Consider the following 23,258-nt stretch of genomic DNA (forward strand, 5'->3'; position numbering starts at 1 on the left):
GGTTCATGAATGAAAAATGTATTAAATATTGCGATATTTGGTTTAAGTTTGAATTCATTAGATCAAATCAAAACACAGATATTGCTTTCTTTACCTAAAAATATGAATGTGAATTGGGTAAATCTTGCTGAACAAGAAATTGATTTGTTACTCGTTAATGATGCCTTTTTTAACGCACCTGGCATTCAAAAACTTTTATCTCTTCAGAGTGTTGCTTATCTACGTTTGGTTAAAAAGGTAGAGAATGCAGGACGAATTGTAGGGGATCAGTTATTTTATCCTCTGCCTAATGCCGAATATTTACGTGATTGGTTATTCAAAAAAGTCATTCCACAGTCAGAGTTGATGTCATTTGAAATACCATCCATGGAAATGACACATACGCAGCTGACACCACTGACGGTTTTAAACCCTGAAATGACGACGGAACAAGTATTTAATGAAATCTTTATTCCACGCAATGGGTATATTCAGTTATTTGATGCACAAGGTTTTCTTGCATTGGTAGATACGCGTACAGAGCGTGTTTGGGTCAATCCGAATAAAACGATTCAATTTAATGAAACATTGAATCAAACCTATGCAACGGCACAAATTGTACAAGATACGATAAAAGACAAAGAAGTCTATGACTTAAGAGTGTGGTTATGGAAGGTTGTAAATTCCTCGCCATCAATGGATTTACCGAAGGTAGATCTTAATCAGAATTTTAAGCTTGATATTTGGCCACAGCTTGAAAAAGATTTGCAACGCCGTGACTTTTTAAAAATAGCTGCCTGTTTTTCACAGGGTGCTCATATTGCAGATGTAAAACAGGCTCTGAATTTAAGTAATGAAAAAGTATTGAATTTTGTAGCATGTGCTGTTTTACTGCAATTAGGTCGTTTTATTGATCAAAATGAAGTGAAGTATCATATAGATACAAAACAAGTAGAAACTGGTCAAATGAATAAACTACGTGGCTTTATTGGAAAGTTACGTAGAAAACTTGGTCTTTGATTTTTTCCGGGGTAACCCTATAACTAGAGGTAAAATAATATGGCGCGTATTAGTTTAGATGCGTTAACGGGTCTTGATGGTTTTGTTGCTGCTGCACTTGTTGATAGTGAGAGTGGTCTAGCACTTGCGACTCAAGGCGGTGGGGTAGACTTAGAATTAGCAGCAGCAGGTAATACTGAGGTTATTCGTTCTAAGCGTAAAGTTGCGAAGGCTTTACAATTAAATGACAACATTGAAGATATTTTAATTACTTTAGGTAAGCAGTATCACTTGATTCGTCCTTTGGATACGAATGAAGCGTTGTTCTTATATTTAGTTTTAGATCGTTCTAAATCAAACTTGGCAATGGCTCGTTATGAGTTAAAAGGTTTTGAAAAATCACTTGATTTTTCTTGATTTTATAGAGTAATTAGCCATGCTAGTATATTTCGATATGCTGGCATTTTTTATGCGTTATAGGTTGGCACTGGTGAGTGTACTAAATACTGCTATCCCTACTTGGCATAGTAGGTTTTGTAGGCTGTTTGAAAGGTACTGACATGCAGTTTGACCAGTTCAGGTAGGCTTTGATAACCGCCAGCTAAAACAAACATTAGTGGAAATTGGTGCTTTTGGGCTAAACGAAATACGATTTCATCTCGTTTTTGAATAAGTTCCGTACTAAACCATGAAGAACCGCAAGGGTCATTTTGATGGCAGTCCATGCCTGCCTGAAAAACAATCAAATCAGCTTTCCACTCCAAAGCGAGGCTAAAAGCTTGATGAATCGCAAGGATATACTGACTAAAATTTCCATTGGTTTTATGAATATGATAGGTTTCAGCTCGTTCATAAGTTGGGCAGCCAAAAGCCAAACCATAGATACTATAATTAAAAAGATTGCTCAAGCGACGAGTAAATTCTGCTGTTCCATTGCCTCCATGTTGATCACAATCAATCACAAAGATACGTTTATCTGGGAATTGTTGAGCCACTAAAGCCAGTCCATTAAAGCTACAAAAAGAGCCCCCAAACTCATAAACGGCATGATGAAATCCTTGAGCAATATTGGCTGAGATTTGGTGTTCCCAAGCCAACTCTGCAGCCAGAATTTGACCTGCATTGATGTGATAAACTGCATCACGGAGTTGATGATTCCAAGGTTTAAACCCTTGTAGTGTTGCTAACTTTTCAGGCAGTCCTGTGTCAAAGGCTTCTACATACTTAGGGTCATGGAGTTGCTTTAGTATGTCTGTAGAAATTTTCTTCGGTGTATGAAATTGCACTATGCCCAAATCATTTAGTGTTTCCGCCACCGCCGTCAATTTTTCCATACTATTGGTATGAGTGCGAGCGTAGTATTGAGGTGAGTAGCAGACGTTTAACATAGTTTAGTTCTTCACTTGCGCAGTGGCGACATCAAGCAGTTGTTGTAATCGCGTGGTTCCAGGACTATATAAACCATTGTCAATTTGCTGTTGATAGTGGGTTGTAAAGGCTCTTGACCGATTTTCAGGAGACACTGCCAAAGTCGTGAGTCTTAAGAACCAAAACCCACTTACTTCTGTGTAGGGGATAACATAGCCTTTAAACTGTTGATTTTGAGTTTTGTTTTGAATGGCATCTCGATCATAATCGACCGAAAATAATGAGCCTGCTGGCAAACAAACACCATTCATTAGTATAGGTTTGAGACTAATACAAGAGTGATCATCTCCCATGTTCAGTTTTTCTAGTAAGAGGGGTTGCTGTTCCTCATCTACAAAGATATTGATTTCACCTTGTCTTAGTACTCGTCCATGGGCAATTTTAAGGAAGAAGTTTTCAGCCATTGGGCATGAGCCGACTTTGGGCTTTTCTGTTCGAGTCTTTAATTCGACTAAACCTGTGTTAGTTGAGGTTTGAGGTAAAATAATATCTGCAATCAGTTGGCATAAAATCTGACTTTCTTCTAATTGAGCTTGTGCTGCAATGTGTCTTAAATTTTTCTGTCTTTCAAAATGGTCATGTATTTGTGCTGAAAGAAATGTGGAATTTGGGCCAGCCAAATGTTGTTGTAAATTTTCATTGAGGTCTAAGTTATGCCAGTCTGAAATCAGATATTGAGACTGTTCAAGTAGTGCCTTCAACGCTTTGGTATCATATTGATCGAACAATTTTAAGTCGATGAAGTCTTGGCTTAAGCGTGGGCTGTTGATGTATTCAGCTAAAACACGTGTGGCTTGTGTATAACCGCAACCTCGACGTTCAGTCTGATGTGAGAAATGTTCATTTAACATTTCAGCCAGCTTCGTAGACAGAGGGAAAACATGTTGTTTAAAGAGTTGAATAATTTCGTGATCTGTCTCGCGCATCCTTGCCCCAAAAATAACTTTAAGATCTGATTTATTATACAGTTTTATCAAGAACTGATTTGAATATTTAACTAAAAAATCTTAATCAGTACTGTATTTGATGTTTTTAAAATGTTTGGTTTTTTCATTGTATTTTAGATATGAACGGATAGTTCACTTAGCGCTGTTTGTTTGGAGCTGACGATGGGCACTATAGCGTTATGGTGTGTAGCAAACTCAGCCTTAAATGTTCTCAAAAATTGGCTGCTGAAGCATATATGCGCACTCAACTTGAGGATAGTTGGAACGATAATAATTTAGTCGCCCGCCTATTTTTATATCACAACGCCATTCAGATCATTATGTTTATCCAGCACGTAGTTTTCAAACGCTGAGAAATTATGAAGATGTACCTCAGCTTCCCGCAGGTTATGGCACCATGATTTTACCTGCGTTGATTTCGAAGTGGTGGTTTAAACTGATGGATCAGCGGGTAGTTGAACACTATGCAAGGATCTTAAGCAAAATAAATATTGATCCAAAAGCCAAAAAAGAATTCATCAAAAATTTACCACTTTACTGTCTAAATCATCCATTACATCAGAGCAAGTTAGGACTCAAGAGAATGTAGGATGAAACGTTACCAATGTTTGGTTTGTGGTTTATCTATGATGAACAATCAGGTTGGCCACAAGAAGGTATTGTAGCAGCTAGAGCGTGGCAGGATGTGCCTGAAAACTGGACTTGTCCTGACTATGGGGGGGCTAAAGCTGACTTTGATATGTTAGAAATATAAGCAGTAAATACGCACCACATTATGATATGGGCGCTGTGATTCACTTTAGCCGTGCCCAAAATTCTTCTATGGGATGATTTTTCTATCAAACCATTCTATAACCATTCTTTCGCATGGTTGTTCTTCATTTCAAGACTGTTAATCTTTTCAAGCAGATTTATTACTCAAGGACTGAGTAGAAGTCATAAGCCATATTTTAAAGAAAGCCATGGTCATGGAGGAATGTGGATTCCTTTAAAATATTGAGATGATTAAAAATAACGATGTGAAATCGAATGTGTAGAACTCAATAACTTCGAAAATCGCAAACATATTTTCTTTAAAGGATTAGAACCAAGATGGTTAATCAACTTGTTTGTATAACACTAGACGAAATTTTGGCTTCACCACGACTTAAAGTTACCAAGATTGCCCCCCTTTTTTATTGCTATGCCCTATTTTTAGTGAGTGGTCTTTAGCACATTATTTACTGTAAAAATAATTTTTAGCTATGCAGGTTTTGATACATAGACTGCAACATTTATTTATATAGAATTTAAAACTAAACATAAATAAATAATTGAATTTTAATAAATTTTATACAGATTAAATTTCTAAGAAATAAGTTCTGGCAAAAGTCGGAAGGGATACTTTTATCTTAAAAACGGTCAAGGAGGATACCATGCGTATCATGAAGTCTAAGCTGTGTTTATCTATCGGCGCTAGCTTATTGTCGGTAGCAATAACAACAGCACATGCTGCATCTGCGAAAACGTATCAAAAAGGGAAGACGATTGCGAACGATCCTTTTTTGAAAGCAGTAGTCAGTTCTGAGCATATGGAACCTGCGATTATTCATCCTGCGCAGAGCGTGGTAGCCCAGAAAAAAATTGAGGCATATAAACAAAAAACAGGGCGTACTCCTAATATTTTGATTTTCATTGTTGATGATATGGGGTGGGGGGATATCGGTGCGAATGGTGGGGGTGAAACGGTGGGTGCACCGACACCAAATATTGATAAATTGGCACATGGGGGTTTGCGTTTTACCTCATTCTATGCACAACCGCTGAGTACACCATCTCGTGCAGCGATGATGACAGGCCGTCTGCCAATACGTACAGGGTTGGTCCGTCCTATTTTGACAGGTGAAAAACTCAAAGCAAATCCGTGGGAGGGTGAAGTTACTGCAGCAGGTCTTCTCGACAAAGCGGGCTACCGCACGGGCATGGTGGGAAAATGGCATTTGGGTGAAATTGATGGAGCTTACCCACAGCAAAATGGTTATGACGAATACTTCGGTTTCTTGCAAGTGGTATCGAACTTAACCGAGATGACCGATGAACGTTTATATCCAAATTTAATCCACGACCCTGAGCGTTTAGAAGCAATGCGCACGATTCAGCCTCCTGAAATTACCAGTGGCGTCAAAGGCGGGGCGCTAAAGGTTGAGCAGTCGATTAAAACCATTGATGACATCAGCAAAATGGATCAAAAATTTGCAGATTACTCCGACAGTTTTATCCGTCGTGCAGGTAAAAAGAATGAGCCGTTTTATCTGATACATTCATTTTCACGATTACATAATGATAATTATCCCGCTCCAGGTTATGCAGGCAAGAGCCCTGCAAAATATCCCTATAAGGATGGGGTGATTGAGGTCGATGATATCGTTGGTCGTCTTATGAAGACGCTGAAAGATACAGGTCAGCTTGAAAACACAGTCGTGTTCTTTACCTCAGACAACGGAGCCAATGAAGATGTTTGGCCAGATTCTGGGTTTCATCCATGGAAAGGGGGGAAAGGCACCACATGGGAAGGGGGAATTCGTGTACCGGGTATTGCGTACTGGTCAGGCATGATCAAAGAGGGACGTGTTAGCGACGGTTTTTTTGACATTCTTGACTTATTTAACACATCCGTTGCACTAGGTGGGCAAATAAATCAAATCCCGAAAGATCGTTACTTTGATGGTATCGACCAAACCAGTTTCCTGCTGGCTGATGACGGTGAGTCAAACCGTGAAACTTCATACTTCTATTCAGGCAATCAGTTCACATCACTGCGTTGGAATGAGTTTAAAGTGCATTTCAAAGTGATGGATACTACTTCGCCACGTAAAAATATTGATAGTACTTTGTTGTCAGTCGCCAACCCAGCACCGTGGGCATACAACTTATACCTTGATCCCAAAGAGCAAATTCCAAGCCATCATGGGTTTGAATGGGGTTATCCACGTGCCCTGAATCTGGTGCGTTATCACATGAGCACCTTTCAGAAATATCCAGCCAAAGACATTGGTTTGGGTGTGCCTTAATTCAGTTTGAGCAAAGATTCTATTCACTAGAACAAAAAGCGATGCAATCACTCACAGTGACTGCTTTTCAGCGGAATGAAACGTAGTCACTGGCTTAAATTTTCACTAAAGGATTAGACATGAAATCGAATCAAAAGTATCTCATAACTGCAATATTGTCTGTATTGGCAAGTCAAGCCTATACCGCAGGTTTAGAGCGTTCCCCACAACAAATTGATGCGCTTTTTGAACAGGGAACTTATGCAGAAGTAGGCTACACCCATATTTCACCTGATGTGACAGGTGACGATTCAAGTGGGCATTCTCTTTCTGACATGGCGGAAGATTATCAATCTCTGAATTATGCAGTAAAGACAGATTTAACCCCGAGTTTACGTTTAGCGGTCATTTATGACGAACCATTCGGCGCGAAAGTGAAGTTTGATGGGACAAATAACTTCATTGCAACAGACCGCCCAGCAACAGATGCTAAAACCCGTGTCGATGTGCAATCGAAAAATATCACTGCATTATTGGGCTATAACCTGAATAAAAATGTCATGATTTATGCTGGACCTGCACTGCAAGAGATTGAAGCTAATGTACATTTACGTGGTTTAACCTATGCTGCCAATAGTGGTTATAACAACAGCTTTGATGATATGGCTGTCGGTTGGGTGGCTGGTTTCAGTTATGCCAAGCCTGAAAAGGGCATTTTAGCCTCACTTACTTATCGTTCTGAAATTGAGCATAAGACAACAATTCAGGAAGATGTGCCATTGGCTGATAAATTGGGTATGGATTATTCACATTATAATCAAGGCAGTATTACTACCCCTGAGTCTGTCAATTTAAACATGCAAGCAGGATTGAATATGACCACTGCTGTGTTTGCAAAAGTACGCTATGTGCCGTGGAGTAACTTTGCCTATTATCCACCTATTTTAAAAGCATCGACCGTGGCTGCTTTGGGCAAAGGTTTACCTTTAGTGGATTATTCTGACGATCAAACAGCAGTTGAAATTGGGCTGGGGAAACGTTTGGCTCCGAAGCTTGCCATTGCGGTTTCTGGTTTATGGGATTCAGGCGCAGGTGATCCAGCTCCGACTTTAGGGCCTGTGGATGGATATTGGGGCGCGGGTTTGGCAGCAAAATATAACTTTAATGAAAAACTCGCATTTAGTGTCGGTGGTCGTTATATGTGGTTTGGTGATACCAAAGGTGAAACATCTGACCGTCGTATAGTGGGTGATTTTAAAGACAATACAGGTTATATCGTAGGCATGAAGCTGTCTTATTCTGCTAAATAAATTGATAGTGTAATAGTAAGTCGTTAGTTGTTTAAAGAGAAAACCTCTACAGATTTTCTGTTCCTTGGAACAAAGTATAGTAGAGGTTTTCTCTTTAGCTTACCTTAAGTTGAATTAACGTCCAGCAGGCTGATTTTCAATCATACTTGCAACTTGGTCGACTTGGACAGACATACTCTTTTGACTTGGTGGGAAGTCTTTAAATGTTTTCACAAACTCTCCAATCTGCTCTCCAGCTGGACCTAAAATCCAGCTTCTGTTTTCAGCCCATTCATCATAACCACGCGCCTCGGTGAAGCGTTCAAATGGATCCATTTTCAGGTTAATGATATATGGACTGGTCATTGCTTCTTGGGTAGAGCGGAACCAACCATCTTGTTTGGTGAATAGTAATTTCCAATCTCCATAACGCATGCCATGGAAAGTAGTTTCCGTAAAGTAATAGAAATCTTTACGTTTAGTTTTGCCTTGGTTTAATAAAAGATCACTTTGATCATAACCATCTAAATGAACTTTATAATTTTTCCCACCAATACGCTTACCTTTTAATAAATCCTCTTTCAGCGTCTTATCACCCACCCAAGACATTAGTGTTGGCATCCAGTCTTCCATGGTCATAAATTCGCCAGTTGATACATTGGCAGGAATGTGACCAGGCCATTTGACGACTAAAGGAACACGGAAGCCACCTTCCCATCCTCCTACACCTTTTTCACCATGGAATGGTTGGTTACCACCATCTGGCCACGAATTTGATGCTGCGCCATTATCGGTTGAGAACATCACAATGGTATCTCCGCTTACTTTTAAGTCATCAAGAAGCTTTAAAAGTTCACCGACACCATCATCCATTTCAGCAACACCATCGGCATAGACACCATAACCTGTTTTACCATCATATTTCTTATTTAAGTGGGTTTTATAGTGTGTTCGTGTCATGTTGTGCCAGACAAAAAACGGCTTATCTTGTTTAACTGCATCTGAGATAAAACGCTTAGATTGTACCAAGACTTCCTCATCAAGATTACGTTGGCGTTCTATACCAAATGGACCTAAATCTTCAATTTGTTGTTTACCATTACCCAAAGCTTTAGAGTGGATCACACCACGCATTTTTAAGCCTAATTTTTGTTGTGTTGCTTCATCTTTCGGATAGTCTTGTTGCTCACCATACTCACCCGCATTTAGGTGATAGAGAATTCCATAAAATTCATCGAAACCATGTACAGTGGGTAAGTGTTCATCTCGATCACCCAAGTGATTTTTACCAAATTGTCCTGTGACATAACCTTTGGCTTTCAGCATTTCGGCAATGGTTGGATCTTTAGATTTTAGTCCCTGTACTGCTCCTGGAAGTCCGACCGTACTCAAACCTGTACGCATTGGGTATTGCCCTGTAATGAAAGCAGCCCGACCAGCTGTAGAGGATGCCTGTGCATAATGATCCATGAAGGTCATGCCTTCTTTGGCAATACGATCAATATTAGGCGTGGTACCGCCCATCATGCCACGGTGGTAGGTGCTTAAATTCCACATCCCAACATCGTCGCCCCAAATGACTAAAATATTAGGTTGCTTTGCAAATGTGGTTGCAGACAACAACGCTCCACCAATTAAGGCAACAGAGCGTGCAATTAAACTCTTCCGCATGTTATTTCTCCTTGTTAGGATTGTTATGAAGCAATAGAGATTTTTTTCACTTAGTCCGCCTTAACGAACTTAGCGATGTTTTTACGGTTGTTCTAAAAATAAAAATTTATAGTTATGTTAAAAGGATTTTTTTTAATGTGATTGCAAGCGTTTCGCAATATCATGCTTAGATGAAGTTGCGGTGTGAAAAAATTTTTTTAGACCTGAGCAGAGGTAATGTAAGCCTGCTTCACCATCAGGTGTTTTCAAAAAACGATCTTTGGGGCAGTCACCCCAACAATACTGCAAATATGGACATTTTGTACAATATTTAGGCAGGGATTTGTACTTTGAAAAAGAAAACTGTTTTTGCTTTTCAGAAAAGACCAGATCACCTTGATGAAAGTCCTGAATATTTCCCAGTTTATATTCAGGATAGACAAAGTGGTCGCAGGAAAATAAGTCACCATTATGTTCTATAGCTAGCGCTTTACCACAAATTTGTCCTGATACACATTTTTGAGCACCATAGCCAAACATCATCGAAACGATATTTTCAAATTGATCGACAAAGACCTTACCAAAGTCTTTTTGTAACCATTCTCCCCATACCCGAGAAAGAAAGTAACCCCAATCATCGGCTGCAATAGACCAGTCTGTAACGACGGAATCGGCTGTCCCAGGTTGTGTTGCAGAACTGCCTAAAGTGGGTAAGTCATCTGGATTCCAATAACCTGGGGCTGTTTGCTGAAACTGTGCACTTTCCATCCCAGGTATAAACTGGATCATACGAGGTTGGACTTGATCGCGGAGAAAACGATATACGTCGATTGGACGCTTTGCATTATCACGGTTGACGACACAAAGTGCATTGAAAGGGATTTGGTAGAGATGCAGAAGTTTCACTGCCTGCATGACTTTGCTATGGGTCGGCTTTCCACCTTTGTTATAACGATGTTTATCATGAAACTCGGCAGGGCCATCAATGGATAAACCGACTAAAAAATTATTCCGTTTGAGAAATGCACACCAGTCTTCATCGAGTAAAGTGCCATTGGTCTGTAAGTCATTTTCGATACGTTGATTGGCTTTTTGATATTTTCGTTGTAGCTCAACCACTCGTTCAAAAAATTCCAAACCCATAAGAGTAGGCTCGCCCCCTTGCCAACTAAACACAACTTCATCTGCGGTTTGAGACTCGATGTATTGTTTAATGTGCAGTTCAAGAAGAGACTCTGTCATGCGGGGTGTTTTAGGTTGATGTAGCATGTCTTGCTTATGTAAATAGAAGCAATAACTACAGTCTAAATTACACTGCGCACCCGAAGGTTTGATCATGACATGATATCGGTAAACTTTTCCCATCAGTTGGGCCGTTTTAAGTGGTGGGGATTCATTTAGAGTTGGAATTCGCTGCATGGCGTTTAAGTCCCCTTATCGTTTTTAGTTAAATATTGTTTTTATCTTAATCGTTTATTCTCAATCAATACTTAAAGATGCAATGCATAGGCTTATGCAGCATGGCACTTTATCGTTCAATATACTGAGTGAATTTTTTAATCATTCATGCTGAATAGTTATTTCACTTATTCTAATAGAGAATAAATGAAAAAGGCAATTCCATAAAACTATTATGTCTTTTATTTTTTAAAAATAAGTGTGGAATATTTAGGTTTTTAACTTAATGAATGATAAGGCAACATAGTGTTGTACTCACTCAAGGGGTATCATAGCGCTAACAAAGCGTTGGAATAGATTATGAAAATCGTGGCAGATGAAAATCTCGCATTTACCGATTATTTTTTTGCTGAATTTGGTGAAGTCGAACAGAAAGCAGGGCGTACTTTGACCCATGCCGATGTTGTAGAAGCGAAGGCATTATTGGTTCGCTCTGTGACACAAGTTAATCCAGCTTTAATTGATAATACAGCGCTTGAATATGTCGGTAGTGCAACGATTGGCACAGACCATTTAGATATTGAAGCCCTTGAAAAACAGAATATCCACTGGGCAAATGCTGCGGGCTGTAATGCACAGGCGGTGGCTGAATATGTGATTACCGCTTTACTGCATTTGAACCCAGCTTTTATAGATGCTAATGAACGTTTTACTTTGGGGATTATTGGCCTAGGAAATGTCGGTTCTCGCTTAGCCTATATGGCCAAACTATTGGGTTGGAATGTGATCGGCTATGATCCTTTAGTACAGCAAGATGTGATTCAGCAGGTCGATTTAAATACGCTATTAAACACTGCCGATGCCATTTCATTGCATGTTCCACTCACGAAAGCAGGGCAGCACCCGACACATCATTTAATTAATACGGATGCTTTAGCTGTAATGAAGCCTACGGCGATCCTAATCAACTCTTCGCGTGGATCTGTTGTTGAAGAGCAAGCCTTATTGGCAGACATCGAAAAAACACAGCGTAAAGTGGTATTAGATGTCTTTGAGCATGAGCCTGTGATTTCTGAACAAGTATTGAACGCTGTGAGTCTAGTGACGCCACACATTGCAGGTTATAGCTTAGAAGGTAAAGCGCGTGGTACACAAATGATCTATGACGCCTTTTGTAAAACCTTTCAGTTTGAAGCACATAAAAGTTTCGAGTCGCAGTTGCCTGTGTGTGCTCAGTATTTTGAAAGGCAAGATTTGAAATCTACACTTCAACAGCATTTAAATGAAATCTATCCAATTTTACGAGATGACCACGCTTTACGTGCTTGTTTAAAAGAGGGAATGATTGACCAGAAAGCCTTTGACCATTTAAGAAAGACTTATCCATTACGCCGTGAATGGGCTGCACATGGGGGGCCAAAGGCATGAGTCAGGACGTGATCCACTATCAGCCAACCTGTGATTTAAAAGCCATGCGTGCTCGCGCACAAATGTACAGCCAAATTCGTCAGTTTTTTGCTGAACGAGAAGTACTTGAAGTTGAAACACCGATTTTATCTCAGGCTGGTGTGACGGATGTACATTTGGCTTCCATTCAAGCGCAGCGACATGTACAGGGCTCGCAGCAAACGCATTATTTACAAACCTCCCCTGAGTTTGCGATGAAGCGCTTACTCGCCAGTGGCAGTGGGCCGATTTATCAAGTCTGTAAGGTCTTCCGTGATGATGAACATGGACGAAAACACAATAGTGAATTTACCATGTTGGAATGGTACAGACCGAATTTTAGTTTGAAGGATTTGATGTTTGAAGTGACCGATTTATTGAATGTCACATTAAAGCAGCGTTTTGGTGAAGTTCGTCCAACCATTTTAAGCTATAAACATGCATTTATGGATCGTTTGGATTTGAACCCACTGCTAGCTAGTTTGAAAGAGCTAAAAGAATGCTGCAATCGCGTGGGTTTAAATTTGGACTTGGGTGATGACCGATTGGGTTATATTGATTTACTCTTTTCGCATTTTGTAGAGCCAAGCTTAGGTTTTGATACCCCAGTATTTTTAACTGACTTTCCGCCAGAACTTGCTTCACTTGCCAAAACCAAAACAGATGAAGACGGTGAGTTAGTTGCAGCACGTTTTGAGTTGTACATCGAGGGTTTAGAGCTCGCCAATGCTTATGATGAGTTGATTGATGCTGACGTGTTACGTTCACGCTTTGCAGCTGATAACGCAGAACGGGAAAAGTTAGGTTTACATGTGATGCCGATTGATGAATTTTTATTGGCTGCTTTGCCTCAAATGACCGCATGTGCAGGTATTGCTTTAGGTGTAGATCGTTTGTTAATGGTTGCAACTGAACAGATGCGGTTAGAAAAAGTAATTACTTTTCCCGCATCCATTTCTTAAGTGAAATGAAAATAAAGCGCCAAATAGGGCGCTTTATTTTTTTGTTTATGAAGATTCAACTGTATTGAGCTTTCAGCACGCCAATGGCATGTATGCGACGTTCAATCAGCATTTCACCAATATCAGGGCCTTGGATATCTGCAGGCAGATCTTGAGCTTTAATATTTCGCACAACCTCCATCGCTTTTAAAACATATTGAGACTGCGGGTATTCACGATCTTCAAGTCCTAAACGACCACGTGAGTCGCATTCACAGGCCTGCACAAAGGCTTCAACCCGTTCAGGACGACGCAATACATCTAAGCGTTGCAGTAAGCGCCATAAAGTCCCTGGTTTTAAGGTGAGGGCTTGATGACATTTTAAATGTTCTTTGCAGACCGTAATTGCAAGTTGTTTCATCTGTGTTGGGACTTTTAGACGCTCGCACACTTCAGTCACAGGTTTAACCCCACGTTCTTCATGCATGATATGACGTGGTAATTCATCCACAGGTGTTAAGGCTTTACCTAAGTCATGTACGAGAACAGCAAAACGAACATCTAGTGCATAGTTGGCGCGGCACGCCTGTTGTAATGACATCATGGTATGAATACCACAGTCAATTTCAGGGTGATATTCAGGGCGCTGCGGAATACCGTAAAGTGCCTCAATTTCTGGAAAAAGTACTTTTAAAGCACCACAGCGACGTAGCACTTCAAAGTATTCATCGGCATGATCTTCCATTAGGGCGCGGGAGGTTTCTTTCCAAACGCGTTCAGGTGTCAGCGTCTCAAGTTCGCCCGAGTTTGCGAGTTGTTGCATCAGTGCCAACGTTTCCTCTGCCACTGTAAATCCTAGGGTTTTATAACGTGCTGCAAATCGAGCAATACGTAGGACGCGCAGCGGGTCTTCTACAAAAGCATCGGAAACATGCCGTAAAACACGTCGTTCTAGGTCTCGCTGACCACCATAGGGGTCATATAGTGTGCCGTCATCATCCATAGCGATGGCATTAATGGTAAGGTCGCGTCGAATTAAATCTTGTTCTAGGGTGACGGAACTATCGGTATAAAACTCAAAGCCATGATATCCCTGTCCTGACTTACGTTCAGTACGGGCAAGCGCATATTCATCTTTGGTTTCAGGATGTAAAAAAACAGGAAAATCTTTACCTACAGGTTGGAAACCTTGGGCAAGCAGTTGTTCAGGCGTTGCACCGACAACTACATAATCTTTTTCGTGATAGGGATGACCCAGAAGCTGATCTCGGACCGCACCGCCTACTAAATAAACTTGCATGAAAAAACCTCTATTCTTGTAGCCATCATGCTACAGAATAGAGGTTTTCTCAAGTCACAAGACGAGACTATCTCAACAAGTGATTAGATAGCGTTTTTCTCAGCTTCTTGAACTTCGGCTACAGTCAGCGCTGTCATGTTGACCAAACGACGTGTTGTTGCTGTCGGCGTCAAAATATGAACTGGCTTAGCTGCACCTAATAGGATAGGACCAATAGTAACATTATTGCCTGAAGTTGCTTTTAACAGGTTAAATGAAATGTTGGCTGCATCCAAGTTCGGCATGATCAGTAGGTTCGCAGAACCTTTGAAGCGTGAGTTTGAGTATGCAAAGCTACGGATGTTTTCATCCAATGCTGCGTCTGCATGCATTTCACCTTCAACTTCAAGTTCTGGCGCAATTTGCGTTAAAATCTCAAACACTTTACGCATTTTTTGTGCGCTTGCATCAGTTTGATCTGAACCGAAGCTTGAGTGAGAAAGTAGTGCAACACGTGGTGTCATGCCAAAACGGCGCACTTCTTCAGCAGCTAAAATAGTCATTTCAGCCAGCTGTTCAGCCGTTGGATTACGATTGATGTAAGTGTCAGCAATGAACAGGTTGCGATCTTCAAGCATTAAAGCATTCAGCGTAAAGAAAGAGTTGTGACCTTCTTTTTTACCAATGATGTTTTTAACGAAATCTAAGTGAATGTCGTAGCTTGAATATGTACCACATAACATACCGTCTGCTTTACCATGTTTCACCAACATCGACGCGATCAAGGTTGAACGACGACGTGCTTCACGTTGCGCATATTCAGGTGTTACACCTTTACGCTGCATGAGTGTGTAGTAGTCGTCTGCAAACAGTTCGTAGTCAGGATTTTTTTCTTGATCCACAATCGTGATGTTCACACCATGTTCAAGACGTAAGCCTAACTTTTTGATGTTCGCTTCAATAACTGCCGTACGACCGACTAAAATTGGTTTTGCAAGATCTTCATCAACCGCAATTTGTACTGCACGAAGTACACGTAGGTCTTCACCTTCTGCATAAGCAATACGTTTTGGGTCAGATTTTGCCTGAGCAAAAATAGGCTTCATCATGAACGCAGAGTTGTAAACAAACTCAGACAGACGTTGACGGTAAGCAGAGAAGTCTTGAATTGGGCGATCAGCTACACCAGAGTCCATTGCTGCTTGTGCAACAGCTGGCGCAATTTCCAAAATCAGACGTTGATCGAGTGGACGTGGAATAAGGTAGTCACGACCAAATGATGCTGATTTTTCACCATAAGATGCCGCATCTGCTTCAATGTGTGCCATACGCGCAATCGCATATACACACGCGATTTTCATCTCTTCATTAATCGTCGTTGCACCTACATCAAGGGCACCACGGAAAATGTAAGGGAAGCAAAGTGCGTTATTTACTTGGTTTGGATAGTCTGAACGACCTGTTGCCATGATGACATCATCACGAACTTCGTGAGCATGTTCAGGTAGAATTTCTGGATCTGGGTTTGCAAGTGCAAAGATAATTGGATCTTTTGCCATGAGCTTAACCATTTCTTTGGTTAAGATACCTGCAGCAGATAACCCAAGGAACATGTCTGCGTCTGCAATCACGTCAGCCAGTTGAGTGCCGTCGATGTCTTGTACATAACGCTTTTTAGACTCGTCTAAGCCTTCACGCTTAGTGGTAAGCAGACCGCGAGAGTCAGCTACAATAATATTTTCTTTCTTCGCACCAATTGCACAAAGAAGATCTAAACAAGACAATGCAGCAGCGCCTGCGCCTGAAGCAACGATCTTGATTTCCTCAATTTTTTTGCCATTTAACTGTAAAGCGTTCAGCAAAGCAGAACCAACAATAATAGAAGTACCATGTTGGTCGTCGTGGAACACAGGAATGTTCATGCGTTCACGTAGTTTTTGCTCGATATAGAAACACTCTGGCGCCTTGATATCTTCAAGGTTAATACCGCCAAAAGTCGGTTCTAATGCAGCAACAATGTCCACGATTTTGTCAGGATCATTTTCTGCAATTTCGATGTCAAAAACGTCAACACCAGCAAATTTCTTAAACAGTACGCCTTTACCTTCCATAACAGGTTTAGACGCTAAAGGACCAATGTTGCCTAGGCCAAGTACGGCTGTACCGTTACTGACCACAGCAACTAAGTTACCACGCGCTGTGTAAAGCGCAGCAGTAGACGGGTCGCGTTCAATCTCTAAACATGGTGCAGCAACACCTGGTGAATAAGCTAAAGCTAAGTCACGTTGGTTGACCAGCTGCTTGCTTGGTGTAACGCTGATTTTCCCTGGAGTTGGAAATTCGTGATAATACAAAGCTTGCTGTTTTAATGATTGATCGTCCATCTGAATCTCTTTGTAGCGTGGGTTAGCCAGCGGAGCTGGTGGTTTTTTAGTAGACAAGACCGAATATACCATTAGTTGCTGGCATATCCCAGTGATAGCTGATGCTTTTTAAGTCAAACTTAGAGCTAAAACCACCTGATTTATATTAAGTATGTATAAGCGGGCAGTTCGAGGTTATCTTTGAGATACTGAGTTGCGTCACGCTGGGCAAGTGGTTTGGAAAATAAGTAACCTTGAGCGATATCGCATTCAAGGTTTTGTAAGTAGTTTAGTTGCTGCTCAGTTTCGATACCTTCAGCGACGACAGTCATGCCCATGGCTTTACCCATTGCAATCATGGCACTGACAATCGCTTCTTGTTTGCTGTGACCAATTTTTGAAATAAATGTGCGATCAATTTTTAAAGTGTCGATTGGGAAGTCGGTCAGATAGGACAGGGATGAATAGCCAGTACCGAAATCATCCAAAGAAATGTGGATGCCACGTGATTTGATGGTCTCAAGTAAATTTTTAACTTCAACAGAGTTTTCTACTAAGGTGGACTCGGTTATTTCTAACTCTAGGCTACTGCCTTTGATTCCATAAAGGTGAAGCGCTTCATCCAAATCTTTGAGGAGTTGACCACGTTGTAACTGTTGTGCAACCACATTGACAGAGACACAAATGTCCTCGAAACCAAGTTTATTCCATTCTTGAATCTGTTTTGCGGTTTGTAGGATGACAATGCGCCCAATATCCGAAATCAGACTGGTTTTTTCCGCCATAGGAATGAACAGTCCAGGGGGAACTATACCTTTGGATGGATGATTCCAACGTACTAGCGCTTCAAAACCATAAATTTTTTGATCGTGAAAATTGATTTTTGGTTGATAATAGACTACCAACTCATTGTTTTGTATTGCCAGCCTTAAATCACGTTCTAAATAAATCCCTTCTTCTAAAGCAACTGTATTACTCAAAGTATAAAACTTGGTTGTATTGCCACCAAGGCGTTTTGCCTCGGTCAATGCTTGTTCTGCACAGTTATTTAAGTAGTCAAGTTGGCGACCGTGTTCAGGGTATTGAGAAATTCCCATTGAAAGCGTAATGATATGTTCTTGACCAAAGATGTCAAAAGGTAAGCTAAACGCTTTATGAATTCGCTCAATATGCTGTTGAATAGATGGCCGAATATGTGAAATTTCATAGACAATAGCAAAATCATCGCCGTTTAAGTGAGCAACAACTAGAGCTTCTGCATTGGTTAAACGAAGGCGTTGTGCAACTTGACGGAGTAATTCATCTCCACCATTGTTGCTTAAAAACTCATTCAATGGTCGGAAACGGTCAATATTGAGACGAATAATTGCCAGTTGTTTAATACTGTCTTTTTGAGAGACGAGATACTGATGCAGTTGATAGTTATAATAAAAACGGTTAGGTAAGTCCGTTAATGTGTCGTAGTTTTCTAGGTAAGAAAGGCGTTGCTCTTGCAGTTTACGCTCAGTTAAATCAGACACAATCCCAATATAATGGGTCACACGATCTTGATCATCAGTGATGGCATTCAGATGCATCCAAATACACAGTTCTTTGCCTGAAAGAAACTTTTCGTCTAGTTCACCATCGTATTCACCTTTTTTCAAAAGCTGAGCAATGATTTGGTTGTGAGTGGTGCGTTGATGCGACTTATAGTTGGCCACAATATCAAATAGATGTTTACCATTTATGTGTGTAGCATTAAACCCAGTGAGACGCTCAAAGAATGGGTTTACGTCGATATAACGCAGGTCTTCATCAAGAATGAAAATACCTTGTTCTGCTTGTTCAAGTACGCTTGCTGCGAGTCGTAAACGTTCCTGATTACTTTTTTCATGTTGAATATCACGTCGAATACCCACCATTTGTAAAGGCTTTTGTGTCATAGGATCTCGGGAAATAACACGACCAGTGTCATGTACCCAATACCATTTCCCATTGTTATGTTGCACACGGTAAGTGGCTTCATAGCGATCTGAATGACCCCGTAAATGACTTTTCATAGACGACTTAAATAATGTAATGTCATCTGGATGAATCAAAAACTGTAGTTGGTTTTGATGTTCTGTGGAGTTTTTAACGACTTTTTCTTGTTTGTGATTGGTTAGTGAAATCAAACGATCTTTAATATTCCAATCCCAAGGGCGAATACCTGCAATTTTATGTGCAAGAGAAAGGTTTTCTTGTTTGTTTTTTAAATCTTTATTGATTTCGTTGATGTCAAAAGTACGCTCACGTACTTTTTGTTCCAGTAACTGATTATTCAGTTGCAGTTGTTGCTCTATTTCCTTGGATTTATTCACTTCAGTTTGTAATTGTTTACAAAGATCATCGGTCCATGCCACTTGCATTTCAGCTTCTTTTTTCAGTTCGCGGTTTTTAATAGAGAGGCGCGAGGAATGCTGATTGATACGATTTGTTGCATTGGCACAGAGTAATATCACAATCAAAATAAAATTGACGGTAAGGTGAAAAATATTGTGATTGTTATCAAAGTAAATGAATTGAGAGAAGATATAGGGCGTAATTGATGGAATAAAGACTAGACAGAAATAATTAATTCGCTGGGTTAAATAGGTTAGGCAGACTGTTTGTGTAACAATGACCAAAAGTGCAGATAAAACCAATGCGTCAACAAAACTAAAATCACCTGATTGTTGGGGTAGATAATAATAAATACATACAACACCAGTCGCAACTAGACAGCCGACGGTTAAGCAAACACCTTGAATCCAACGATGTGCAGGATGAGTTGAATAGTTACTTGGCTTGAAATAGACTGTGCTAATCACCCATAAAATACTCAAAATAAACTCAGAAATGAAAAACCAAAGGTTAAAATAAAAAGAATCTTGAGAAAAATTATAGTGATATGTACAGAAAATATAAAAATTAAGAATCAGTAAGCTACTAATAAGAAAACGAATATGGCTAATGGAGTGCGATATCTGCGCAGTCTGCAAGTGCCGATCAAGATTTTCTGTAGAAATATCTGGCATGAATCGCGAAACCTTATTTTTTTTATGACCTAAAAATGTTCAGTTGTGAGTTTTTCAAGTTAAAAAAACACAGTACAAAAATAAACTCAAGTTATGTTTTGATATAAGTCAAGGGTAATATTGTTGTACATAATAAGCAATATATTAACAGAACTAAAGGATGACTCAACCGTTTATGTGATTTAAATCACTAAATTTGTAATTTAGAATCGCTAAAGCGACAACTGGCGCAGTCTCTGTACGTAACACCCGTTCGCCTATACACCAGTTTATAAATCCGTGGTCATTGGCTGTCGTAATTTCAGCCTCACTTAAACCACCTTCAGGGCCAATCAGTAACGCAATGTTCGGGGTCGCTTCTGCCAAAACGTCGAGTTCTTCTTTGTTTGGTGCAAGCACAAGTCGAGTTGTTGGTAACTCTGTCGCGAGCCATTTTTCTAAGCCGACCGGAGCATGAATAGTGGGAACAAGGTTCATGCCACATTGTTCACAAGCCGCTATGGCAATACCTTGCCAATGATCAATCTTCTTTTGGTCACGATCATATTTCAAACGCATTTCGCAACGTTCAGATGTTAAGAGTTGAATCTCCGAAACGCCCAATTCAACCGCTTTTTGAATGACATAGTCCATACGGTCACCTTTACTCATGACTTGACCGAGTAAAGTTTTGAACGCAGGTGTGCGATTGGTTGGGTTGAAAGCAGTGACCTGAACTGAGGCTGACTTTTTGGCAACGTCACTTAAGGTCACTTCATACTCGCCACCTTGTCCATTAAACAAGGTAGCCGTTTCACCGACTTGAGCGCGTAAAACTTTGACCCAATGATGAAACACCGTTTCAGTCAGTTCGACAGTGTGATCAACATTGAGTTCTGCTTCCATAAAAAAACGAGGCATTCGGTTTTACTCTCAAATAGGGTGAATCTGGTTTAAATCCTTATGCTAAACCGAGGTCTAGTACAAGTTGACGGGTAGGATCAGTGGTGTTCATGGTGTAGAAATGCAAACTTGGTGCACCACCTGCAATTAAGCGTTCACACAGTTTTACAACCACTTCGTGACCAAATGCTTTAATGCTTGCGGTATCGTCACCATAGGTTGCCAGTTGCTTGCGAATCCAACGTGGAATCTCAGCGCCTGTACCATCTGCAAAGCGAATTAAGTTGCTGGCATTGATAATTGGCATAATGCCTGGTGCTACAGGAATATTCACGCCTTCTTTTTGAATGCGATCTACAAAGTAGAAGTAGGCATCTGGATTAAAGAAGAACTGAGTCAGTGCGGCATTCGCACCAGCATTGGCTTTGTCGCAAAAGCGTTGAATGTCTTGGTCAAAGCTATCTGCTTGAGGGTGCATTTCAGGATACGCAGCGACCTCAATTTTGAAATGATCACCTGAATGCTCACGGATAAAACCTACCAAATCGGTTGCATAAGGCAATTCACCTAAGCCGACTTGTCCAGAAGGTAAGTCACCACGTAGCGCCACAATACGGTCAATGCCTTGGTCTTTGTAGATGTCGAGTAACTCAGCAATACGTGCTTTGTCATCACCAATACAAGACAGGTGAGGGGCAACAGGTGTGCCTTTACCATTAAATTCTGCAATCGCTGCTAAGGTACGTTCACGGGTTGAACCGCCTGCACCATAAGTAATTGAGAAAAACTCTGGATTTAAGAGTTGTAGTTCTTGATGTACGACTTTGAGCTTCTCTGCGCCCGCATCCGTTTTGGTCGGGAAAAACTCAAAAGAAATAGGAATGTGTTTCGACATGTTCAAATCCTTTTTATAAATGCTTTTTATTTAGACCTCTTCCTAGCCCACTCTTGCGCGTAGCTTTAAAGCAGTGCTTAAAACTCGCTTTACAGGAGAAGGGGACTTTCACTATAAATTGAATTAATAATGAAAAGTCCCTTCTCTCATTGGGAGAAGGCTAGGATGAGGGGAAATATAAAACTTAGTATTTATAAGCGTCTGATTTGAATGGGCCTTCAACTTGAACACCTAAGTAATCTGCTTGTACTTGAGTCAAAGTTGTTAACACACCGCCAAAACCTGCAACCATTGCCGCAGCAACTTCTTCATCTAATTTCTTAGGAAGGAGTTCTACACGGATTGCTGCTTGTTTTTGATCTTCTGCAAGATCCGCAAATTTTTCCGCGAATAAGTGCATTTGACCTAAGACTTGGTTGGCAAAAGAACCATCCATAACACGTGATGGGTGACCTGTTGCATTACCCAAGTTCACAAGACGACCTTCAGAAAGTAGGATTAAGTAGTCGCTGTCATTTTCAGAACGATACACTTGGTGTACTTGTGGCTTCACTTCAACCCACTTGTAACCACGTAAGTAGTTGGTGTCGATTTCAGTGTCAAAGTGACCGATGTTACACACCACTGCGCCTGCTTTTAATGTATCTAACATTGCAGCATCACATACGTGGTAGTTACCCGTTGTCGTTACGATCAAGTCAGTATTTTGAAGAAGATCAAGGTTGATGTCTTCTTTTTTACCAGTTTGAACGCCGTTTTTGTACGGAGCAACAACCTCAAAGCCATCCATGCATGCTTGCATTGCACAGATTGGATCAACTTCAGTTACACGTACAATCATGCCTTCTTGACGAAGAGATTGAGCAGAACCTTTACCTACGTCACCGTAACCGATGACAAGTGCACGACGGCCAGATAAAAGCATATCTGTACCACGTTTGATCGCATCGTTTAGTGAGTGGCGGCAACCGTATTTGTTGTCGTTTTTAGATTTCGTTACTGAATCGTTGACGTTGATCGCAGGAACTTTAAGAGAACCGTCTTTCCACATTTCAAGTAGACGTTGAACACCTGTGGTGGTTTCTTCAGTAATACCGTGAATTTTAGCCAATACATTTGGGTATTTTTCATGAACAAGCGCAGTTAAGTCACCGCCATCATCCAAAATCATGTTGGCATCCCAAGGCGTACCATTCACATTGATTTGTTGTTCTAAACACCATACATATTCTTCTTCAGTTTCGCCTTTCCAAGCAAATACTGGGACACCAGAAGCCGCAATTGCCGCAGCAGCATGGTCTTGAGTAGAGAAGATGTTACAAGATGTCCAACGAACTTCTGCACCTAATTCAACTAGGGTTTCAATAAGAACCGCAGTTTGAATGGTCATGTGGATACAACCAAGGATTTTTGCGCCAGCAAGTGGTTTTGCAGCAGCATAACGCTTACGTAGACCCATAAGTGCTGGCATTTCTGCTTCAGCAAGTTTGATTTCTTTACGGCCGTAGTCAGCAAGTGAAATATCAGCAACTTTGTAATCTGTAAATGAAGCAGTAACCGCGTTCATCACGATCTCCTAATATAAAAAATTGATCATTCAGTTCGCGGATGCCGTTGTTGATTCAAAAAGGATTTGAACCGGATCGTCGAGCCTAGCGATTTCACATTTATGTACCTGTGAAAAAGTCGCAGCAT

Annotated in this window: 16 protein-coding genes and 1 pseudogene; 7 read left to right on the top strand and 10 right to left on the bottom strand. The window is 40.6% G+C overall.

All coding sequences use genetic code 11. The annotated features are described in order from the left end of the window. The first annotated feature begins 9 nt into the window (after positions 1 to 9). Positions 10 to 999 carry a hypothetical protein gene (locus DPG01_RS06475; protein ID WP_110974541.1) on the top strand — a complete coding sequence of 330 codons (990 nt, stop codon included), beginning with the start codon at positions 10 to 12 and terminating at the stop codon, positions 997 to 999. A gap of 39 nt (positions 1,000 to 1,038) precedes the next feature. After that, positions 1,039 to 1,395, top strand: a complete 357-nt coding sequence (locus tag DPG01_RS06480; protein WP_086208333.1) for a hypothetical protein — start codon at positions 1,039 to 1,041, stop codon at positions 1,393 to 1,395. A gap of 98 nt (positions 1,396 to 1,493) precedes the next feature. Here DPG01_RS06480 and DPG01_RS06485 read toward each other — a convergent pair whose 3' ends face one another. Together DPG01_RS06485 and DPG01_RS06490 are read right to left on the bottom strand one after the other, a co-directional pair. Next, on the bottom strand, positions 1,494 to 2,366 hold the full coding sequence (locus DPG01_RS06485; protein ID WP_110974542.1) for a histone deacetylase: 873 nt from the start codon (positions 2,364 to 2,366) through the stop codon (positions 1,494 to 1,496). 3 nt (positions 2,367 to 2,369) lie between these two features. Continuing rightward, on the bottom strand, positions 2,370 to 3,332 hold the full coding sequence (locus DPG01_RS06490; protein ID WP_110974543.1) for a hypothetical protein: 963 nt from the start codon (positions 3,330 to 3,332) through the stop codon (positions 2,370 to 2,372). A gap of 611 nt (positions 3,333 to 3,943) precedes the next feature. Here DPG01_RS06490 and DPG01_RS06500 point away from each other — a divergent pair. From DPG01_RS06500 to DPG01_RS06510, 3 genes and pseudogenes are all read left to right on the top strand, one after another. Next, positions 3,944 to 4,107, top strand: a pseudogene (locus tag DPG01_RS06500) (rubredoxin). A gap of 661 nt (positions 4,108 to 4,768) precedes the next feature. Continuing rightward, positions 4,769 to 6,403, top strand: a complete 1,635-nt coding sequence (locus DPG01_RS06505) for an arylsulfatase (RefSeq protein WP_213065994.1) — start codon at positions 4,769 to 4,771, stop codon at positions 6,401 to 6,403. 119 nt (positions 6,404 to 6,522) lie between these two features. Then, positions 6,523 to 7,692 carry an OmpP1/FadL family transporter gene (locus tag DPG01_RS06510; protein WP_110974544.1) on the top strand — a complete coding sequence of 390 codons (1,170 nt, stop codon included), beginning with the start codon at positions 6,523 to 6,525 and terminating at the stop codon, positions 7,690 to 7,692. A gap of 114 nt (positions 7,693 to 7,806) precedes the next feature. Here DPG01_RS06510 and DPG01_RS06515 read toward each other — a convergent pair whose 3' ends face one another. Both DPG01_RS06515 and DPG01_RS06520 read right to left on the bottom strand, forming a co-directional pair. After that, on the bottom strand, positions 7,807 to 9,342 hold the full coding sequence (locus DPG01_RS06515; RefSeq protein ID WP_110974545.1) for an arylsulfatase: 1,536 nt from the start codon (positions 9,340 to 9,342) through the stop codon (positions 7,807 to 7,809). A gap of 132 nt (positions 9,343 to 9,474) precedes the next feature. Beyond that, positions 9,475 to 10,740, bottom strand: coding sequence for an anaerobic sulfatase maturase (locus DPG01_RS06520; RefSeq protein ID WP_110974546.1), 1,266 nt, complete (start codon positions 10,738 to 10,740; stop codon positions 9,475 to 9,477). Between the two features lie 339 nt (positions 10,741 to 11,079). On the opposite strand from DPG01_RS06520, the gene DPG01_RS06525 reads away from it, so the two are divergent. Further along, on the top strand, positions 11,080 to 12,147 hold the full coding sequence (locus tag DPG01_RS06525) for a 4-phosphoerythronate dehydrogenase (protein WP_110974547.1): 1,068 nt from the start codon (positions 11,080 to 11,082) through the stop codon (positions 12,145 to 12,147). Further along, complete coding sequence (epmA, locus tag DPG01_RS06530; protein WP_110974548.1) at positions 12,144 to 13,127, top strand: EF-P lysine aminoacylase EpmA; 984 nt, start codon at positions 12,144 to 12,146, stop codon at positions 13,125 to 13,127. Before DPG01_RS06525 ends, epmA begins: the two co-directional genes overlap by 4 nt. 55 nt (positions 13,128 to 13,182) lie before the next feature. On the opposite strand, the gene DPG01_RS06535 is transcribed toward epmA, so the two are convergent. From DPG01_RS06535 to ahcY, 6 genes are all read right to left on the bottom strand, one after another. Beyond that, positions 13,183 to 14,406 (bottom strand): multifunctional CCA addition/repair protein, encoded by a 1,224-nt coding sequence (locus DPG01_RS06535; protein WP_110974549.1) that lies wholly within the window; start codon positions 14,404 to 14,406, stop codon positions 13,183 to 13,185. 83 nt (positions 14,407 to 14,489) lie between these two features. Further along, positions 14,490 to 16,769 carry an NADP-dependent malic enzyme gene (locus DPG01_RS06540; RefSeq protein WP_086208872.1) on the bottom strand — a complete coding sequence of 760 codons (2,280 nt, stop codon included), beginning with the start codon at positions 16,767 to 16,769 and terminating at the stop codon, positions 14,490 to 14,492. A 140-nt stretch (positions 16,770 to 16,909) separates the two neighbouring features. Continuing rightward, positions 16,910 to 19,786 carry an EAL domain-containing protein gene (locus DPG01_RS06545; RefSeq protein WP_110974550.1) on the bottom strand — a complete coding sequence of 959 codons (2,877 nt, stop codon included), beginning with the start codon at positions 19,784 to 19,786 and terminating at the stop codon, positions 16,910 to 16,912. Between the two features lie 165 nt (positions 19,787 to 19,951). Next, positions 19,952 to 20,686, bottom strand: coding sequence for a 16S rRNA (uracil(1498)-N(3))-methyltransferase (locus DPG01_RS06550; protein ID WP_110974551.1), 735 nt, complete (start codon positions 20,684 to 20,686; stop codon positions 19,952 to 19,954). Positions 20,687 to 20,726: 40 nt separating this feature from the next. Next, positions 20,727 to 21,563 (bottom strand): methylenetetrahydrofolate reductase [NAD(P)H], encoded by an 837-nt coding sequence (metF, locus tag DPG01_RS06555; RefSeq protein ID WP_110974552.1) that lies wholly within the window; start codon positions 21,561 to 21,563, stop codon positions 20,727 to 20,729. A 184-nt stretch (positions 21,564 to 21,747) separates the two neighbouring features. Further along, on the bottom strand, positions 21,748 to 23,130 hold the full coding sequence (gene ahcY / locus DPG01_RS06560) for an adenosylhomocysteinase (RefSeq protein WP_110974553.1): 1,383 nt from the start codon (positions 23,128 to 23,130) through the stop codon (positions 21,748 to 21,750). Between the last annotated feature and the right edge of the window lie 128 nt (positions 23,131 to 23,258).

It is taken from the genome of Acinetobacter sp. WCHAc060042, from assembly GCF_003231195.1.
Classification (GTDB): Bacteria; Pseudomonadota; Gammaproteobacteria; order Pseudomonadales; family Moraxellaceae; genus Acinetobacter.

Bases quoted from the DNA above. Each gene is read 5' to 3' on its own strand.
- DPG01_RS06515 (WP_110974545.1), bottom strand. From the start codon at position 9,342: ATGCGGAAGAGTTTAATTGCACGCTCTGTTGCCTTAATTGGTGGAGCG.
- DPG01_RS06535 (WP_110974549.1), bottom strand. From the start codon at position 14,406: ATGCAAGTTTATTTAGTAGGCGGTGCGGTCCGAGATCAGCTTCTGGGT.
- DPG01_RS06540 (WP_086208872.1), bottom strand. From the start codon at position 16,769: ATGGACGATCAATCATTAAAACAGCAAGCTTTGTATTATCACGAATTT.
- DPG01_RS06525 (WP_110974547.1), top strand. From the start codon at position 11,080: ATGAAAATCGTGGCAGATGAAAATCTCGCATTTACCGATTATTTTTTT.
- DPG01_RS06490 (WP_110974543.1), bottom strand. From the start codon at position 3,332: ATGCGCGAGACAGATCACGAAATTATTCAACTCTTTAAACAACATGTT.
- epmA (WP_110974548.1), top strand. From the start codon at position 12,144: ATGAGTCAGGACGTGATCCACTATCAGCCAACCTGTGATTTAAAAGCC.
- DPG01_RS06505 (WP_213065994.1), top strand. From the start codon at position 4,769: ATGCGTATCATGAAGTCTAAGCTGTGTTTATCTATCGGCGCTAGCTTA.
- DPG01_RS06545 (WP_110974550.1), bottom strand. From the start codon at position 19,786: ATGCCAGATATTTCTACAGAAAATCTTGATCGGCACTTGCAGACTGCG.
- ahcY (WP_110974553.1), bottom strand. From the start codon at position 23,130: ATGAACGCGGTTACTGCTTCATTTACAGATTACAAAGTTGCTGATATT.
- DPG01_RS06475 (WP_110974541.1), top strand. From the start codon at position 10: ATGAAAAATGTATTAAATATTGCGATATTTGGTTTAAGTTTGAATTCA.
- DPG01_RS06485 (WP_110974542.1), bottom strand. From the start codon at position 2,366: ATGTTAAACGTCTGCTACTCACCTCAATACTACGCTCGCACTCATACC.
- DPG01_RS06550 (WP_110974551.1), bottom strand. From the start codon at position 20,686: ATGCCTCGTTTTTTTATGGAAGCAGAACTCAATGTTGATCACACTGTC.
- DPG01_RS06480 (WP_086208333.1), top strand. From the start codon at position 1,039: ATGGCGCGTATTAGTTTAGATGCGTTAACGGGTCTTGATGGTTTTGTT.
- metF (WP_110974552.1), bottom strand. From the start codon at position 21,563: ATGTCGAAACACATTCCTATTTCTTTTGAGTTTTTCCCGACCAAAACG.
- DPG01_RS06510 (WP_110974544.1), top strand. From the start codon at position 6,523: ATGAAATCGAATCAAAAGTATCTCATAACTGCAATATTGTCTGTATTG.
- DPG01_RS06520 (WP_110974546.1), bottom strand. From the start codon at position 10,740: ATGCAGCGAATTCCAACTCTAAATGAATCCCCACCACTTAAAACGGCC.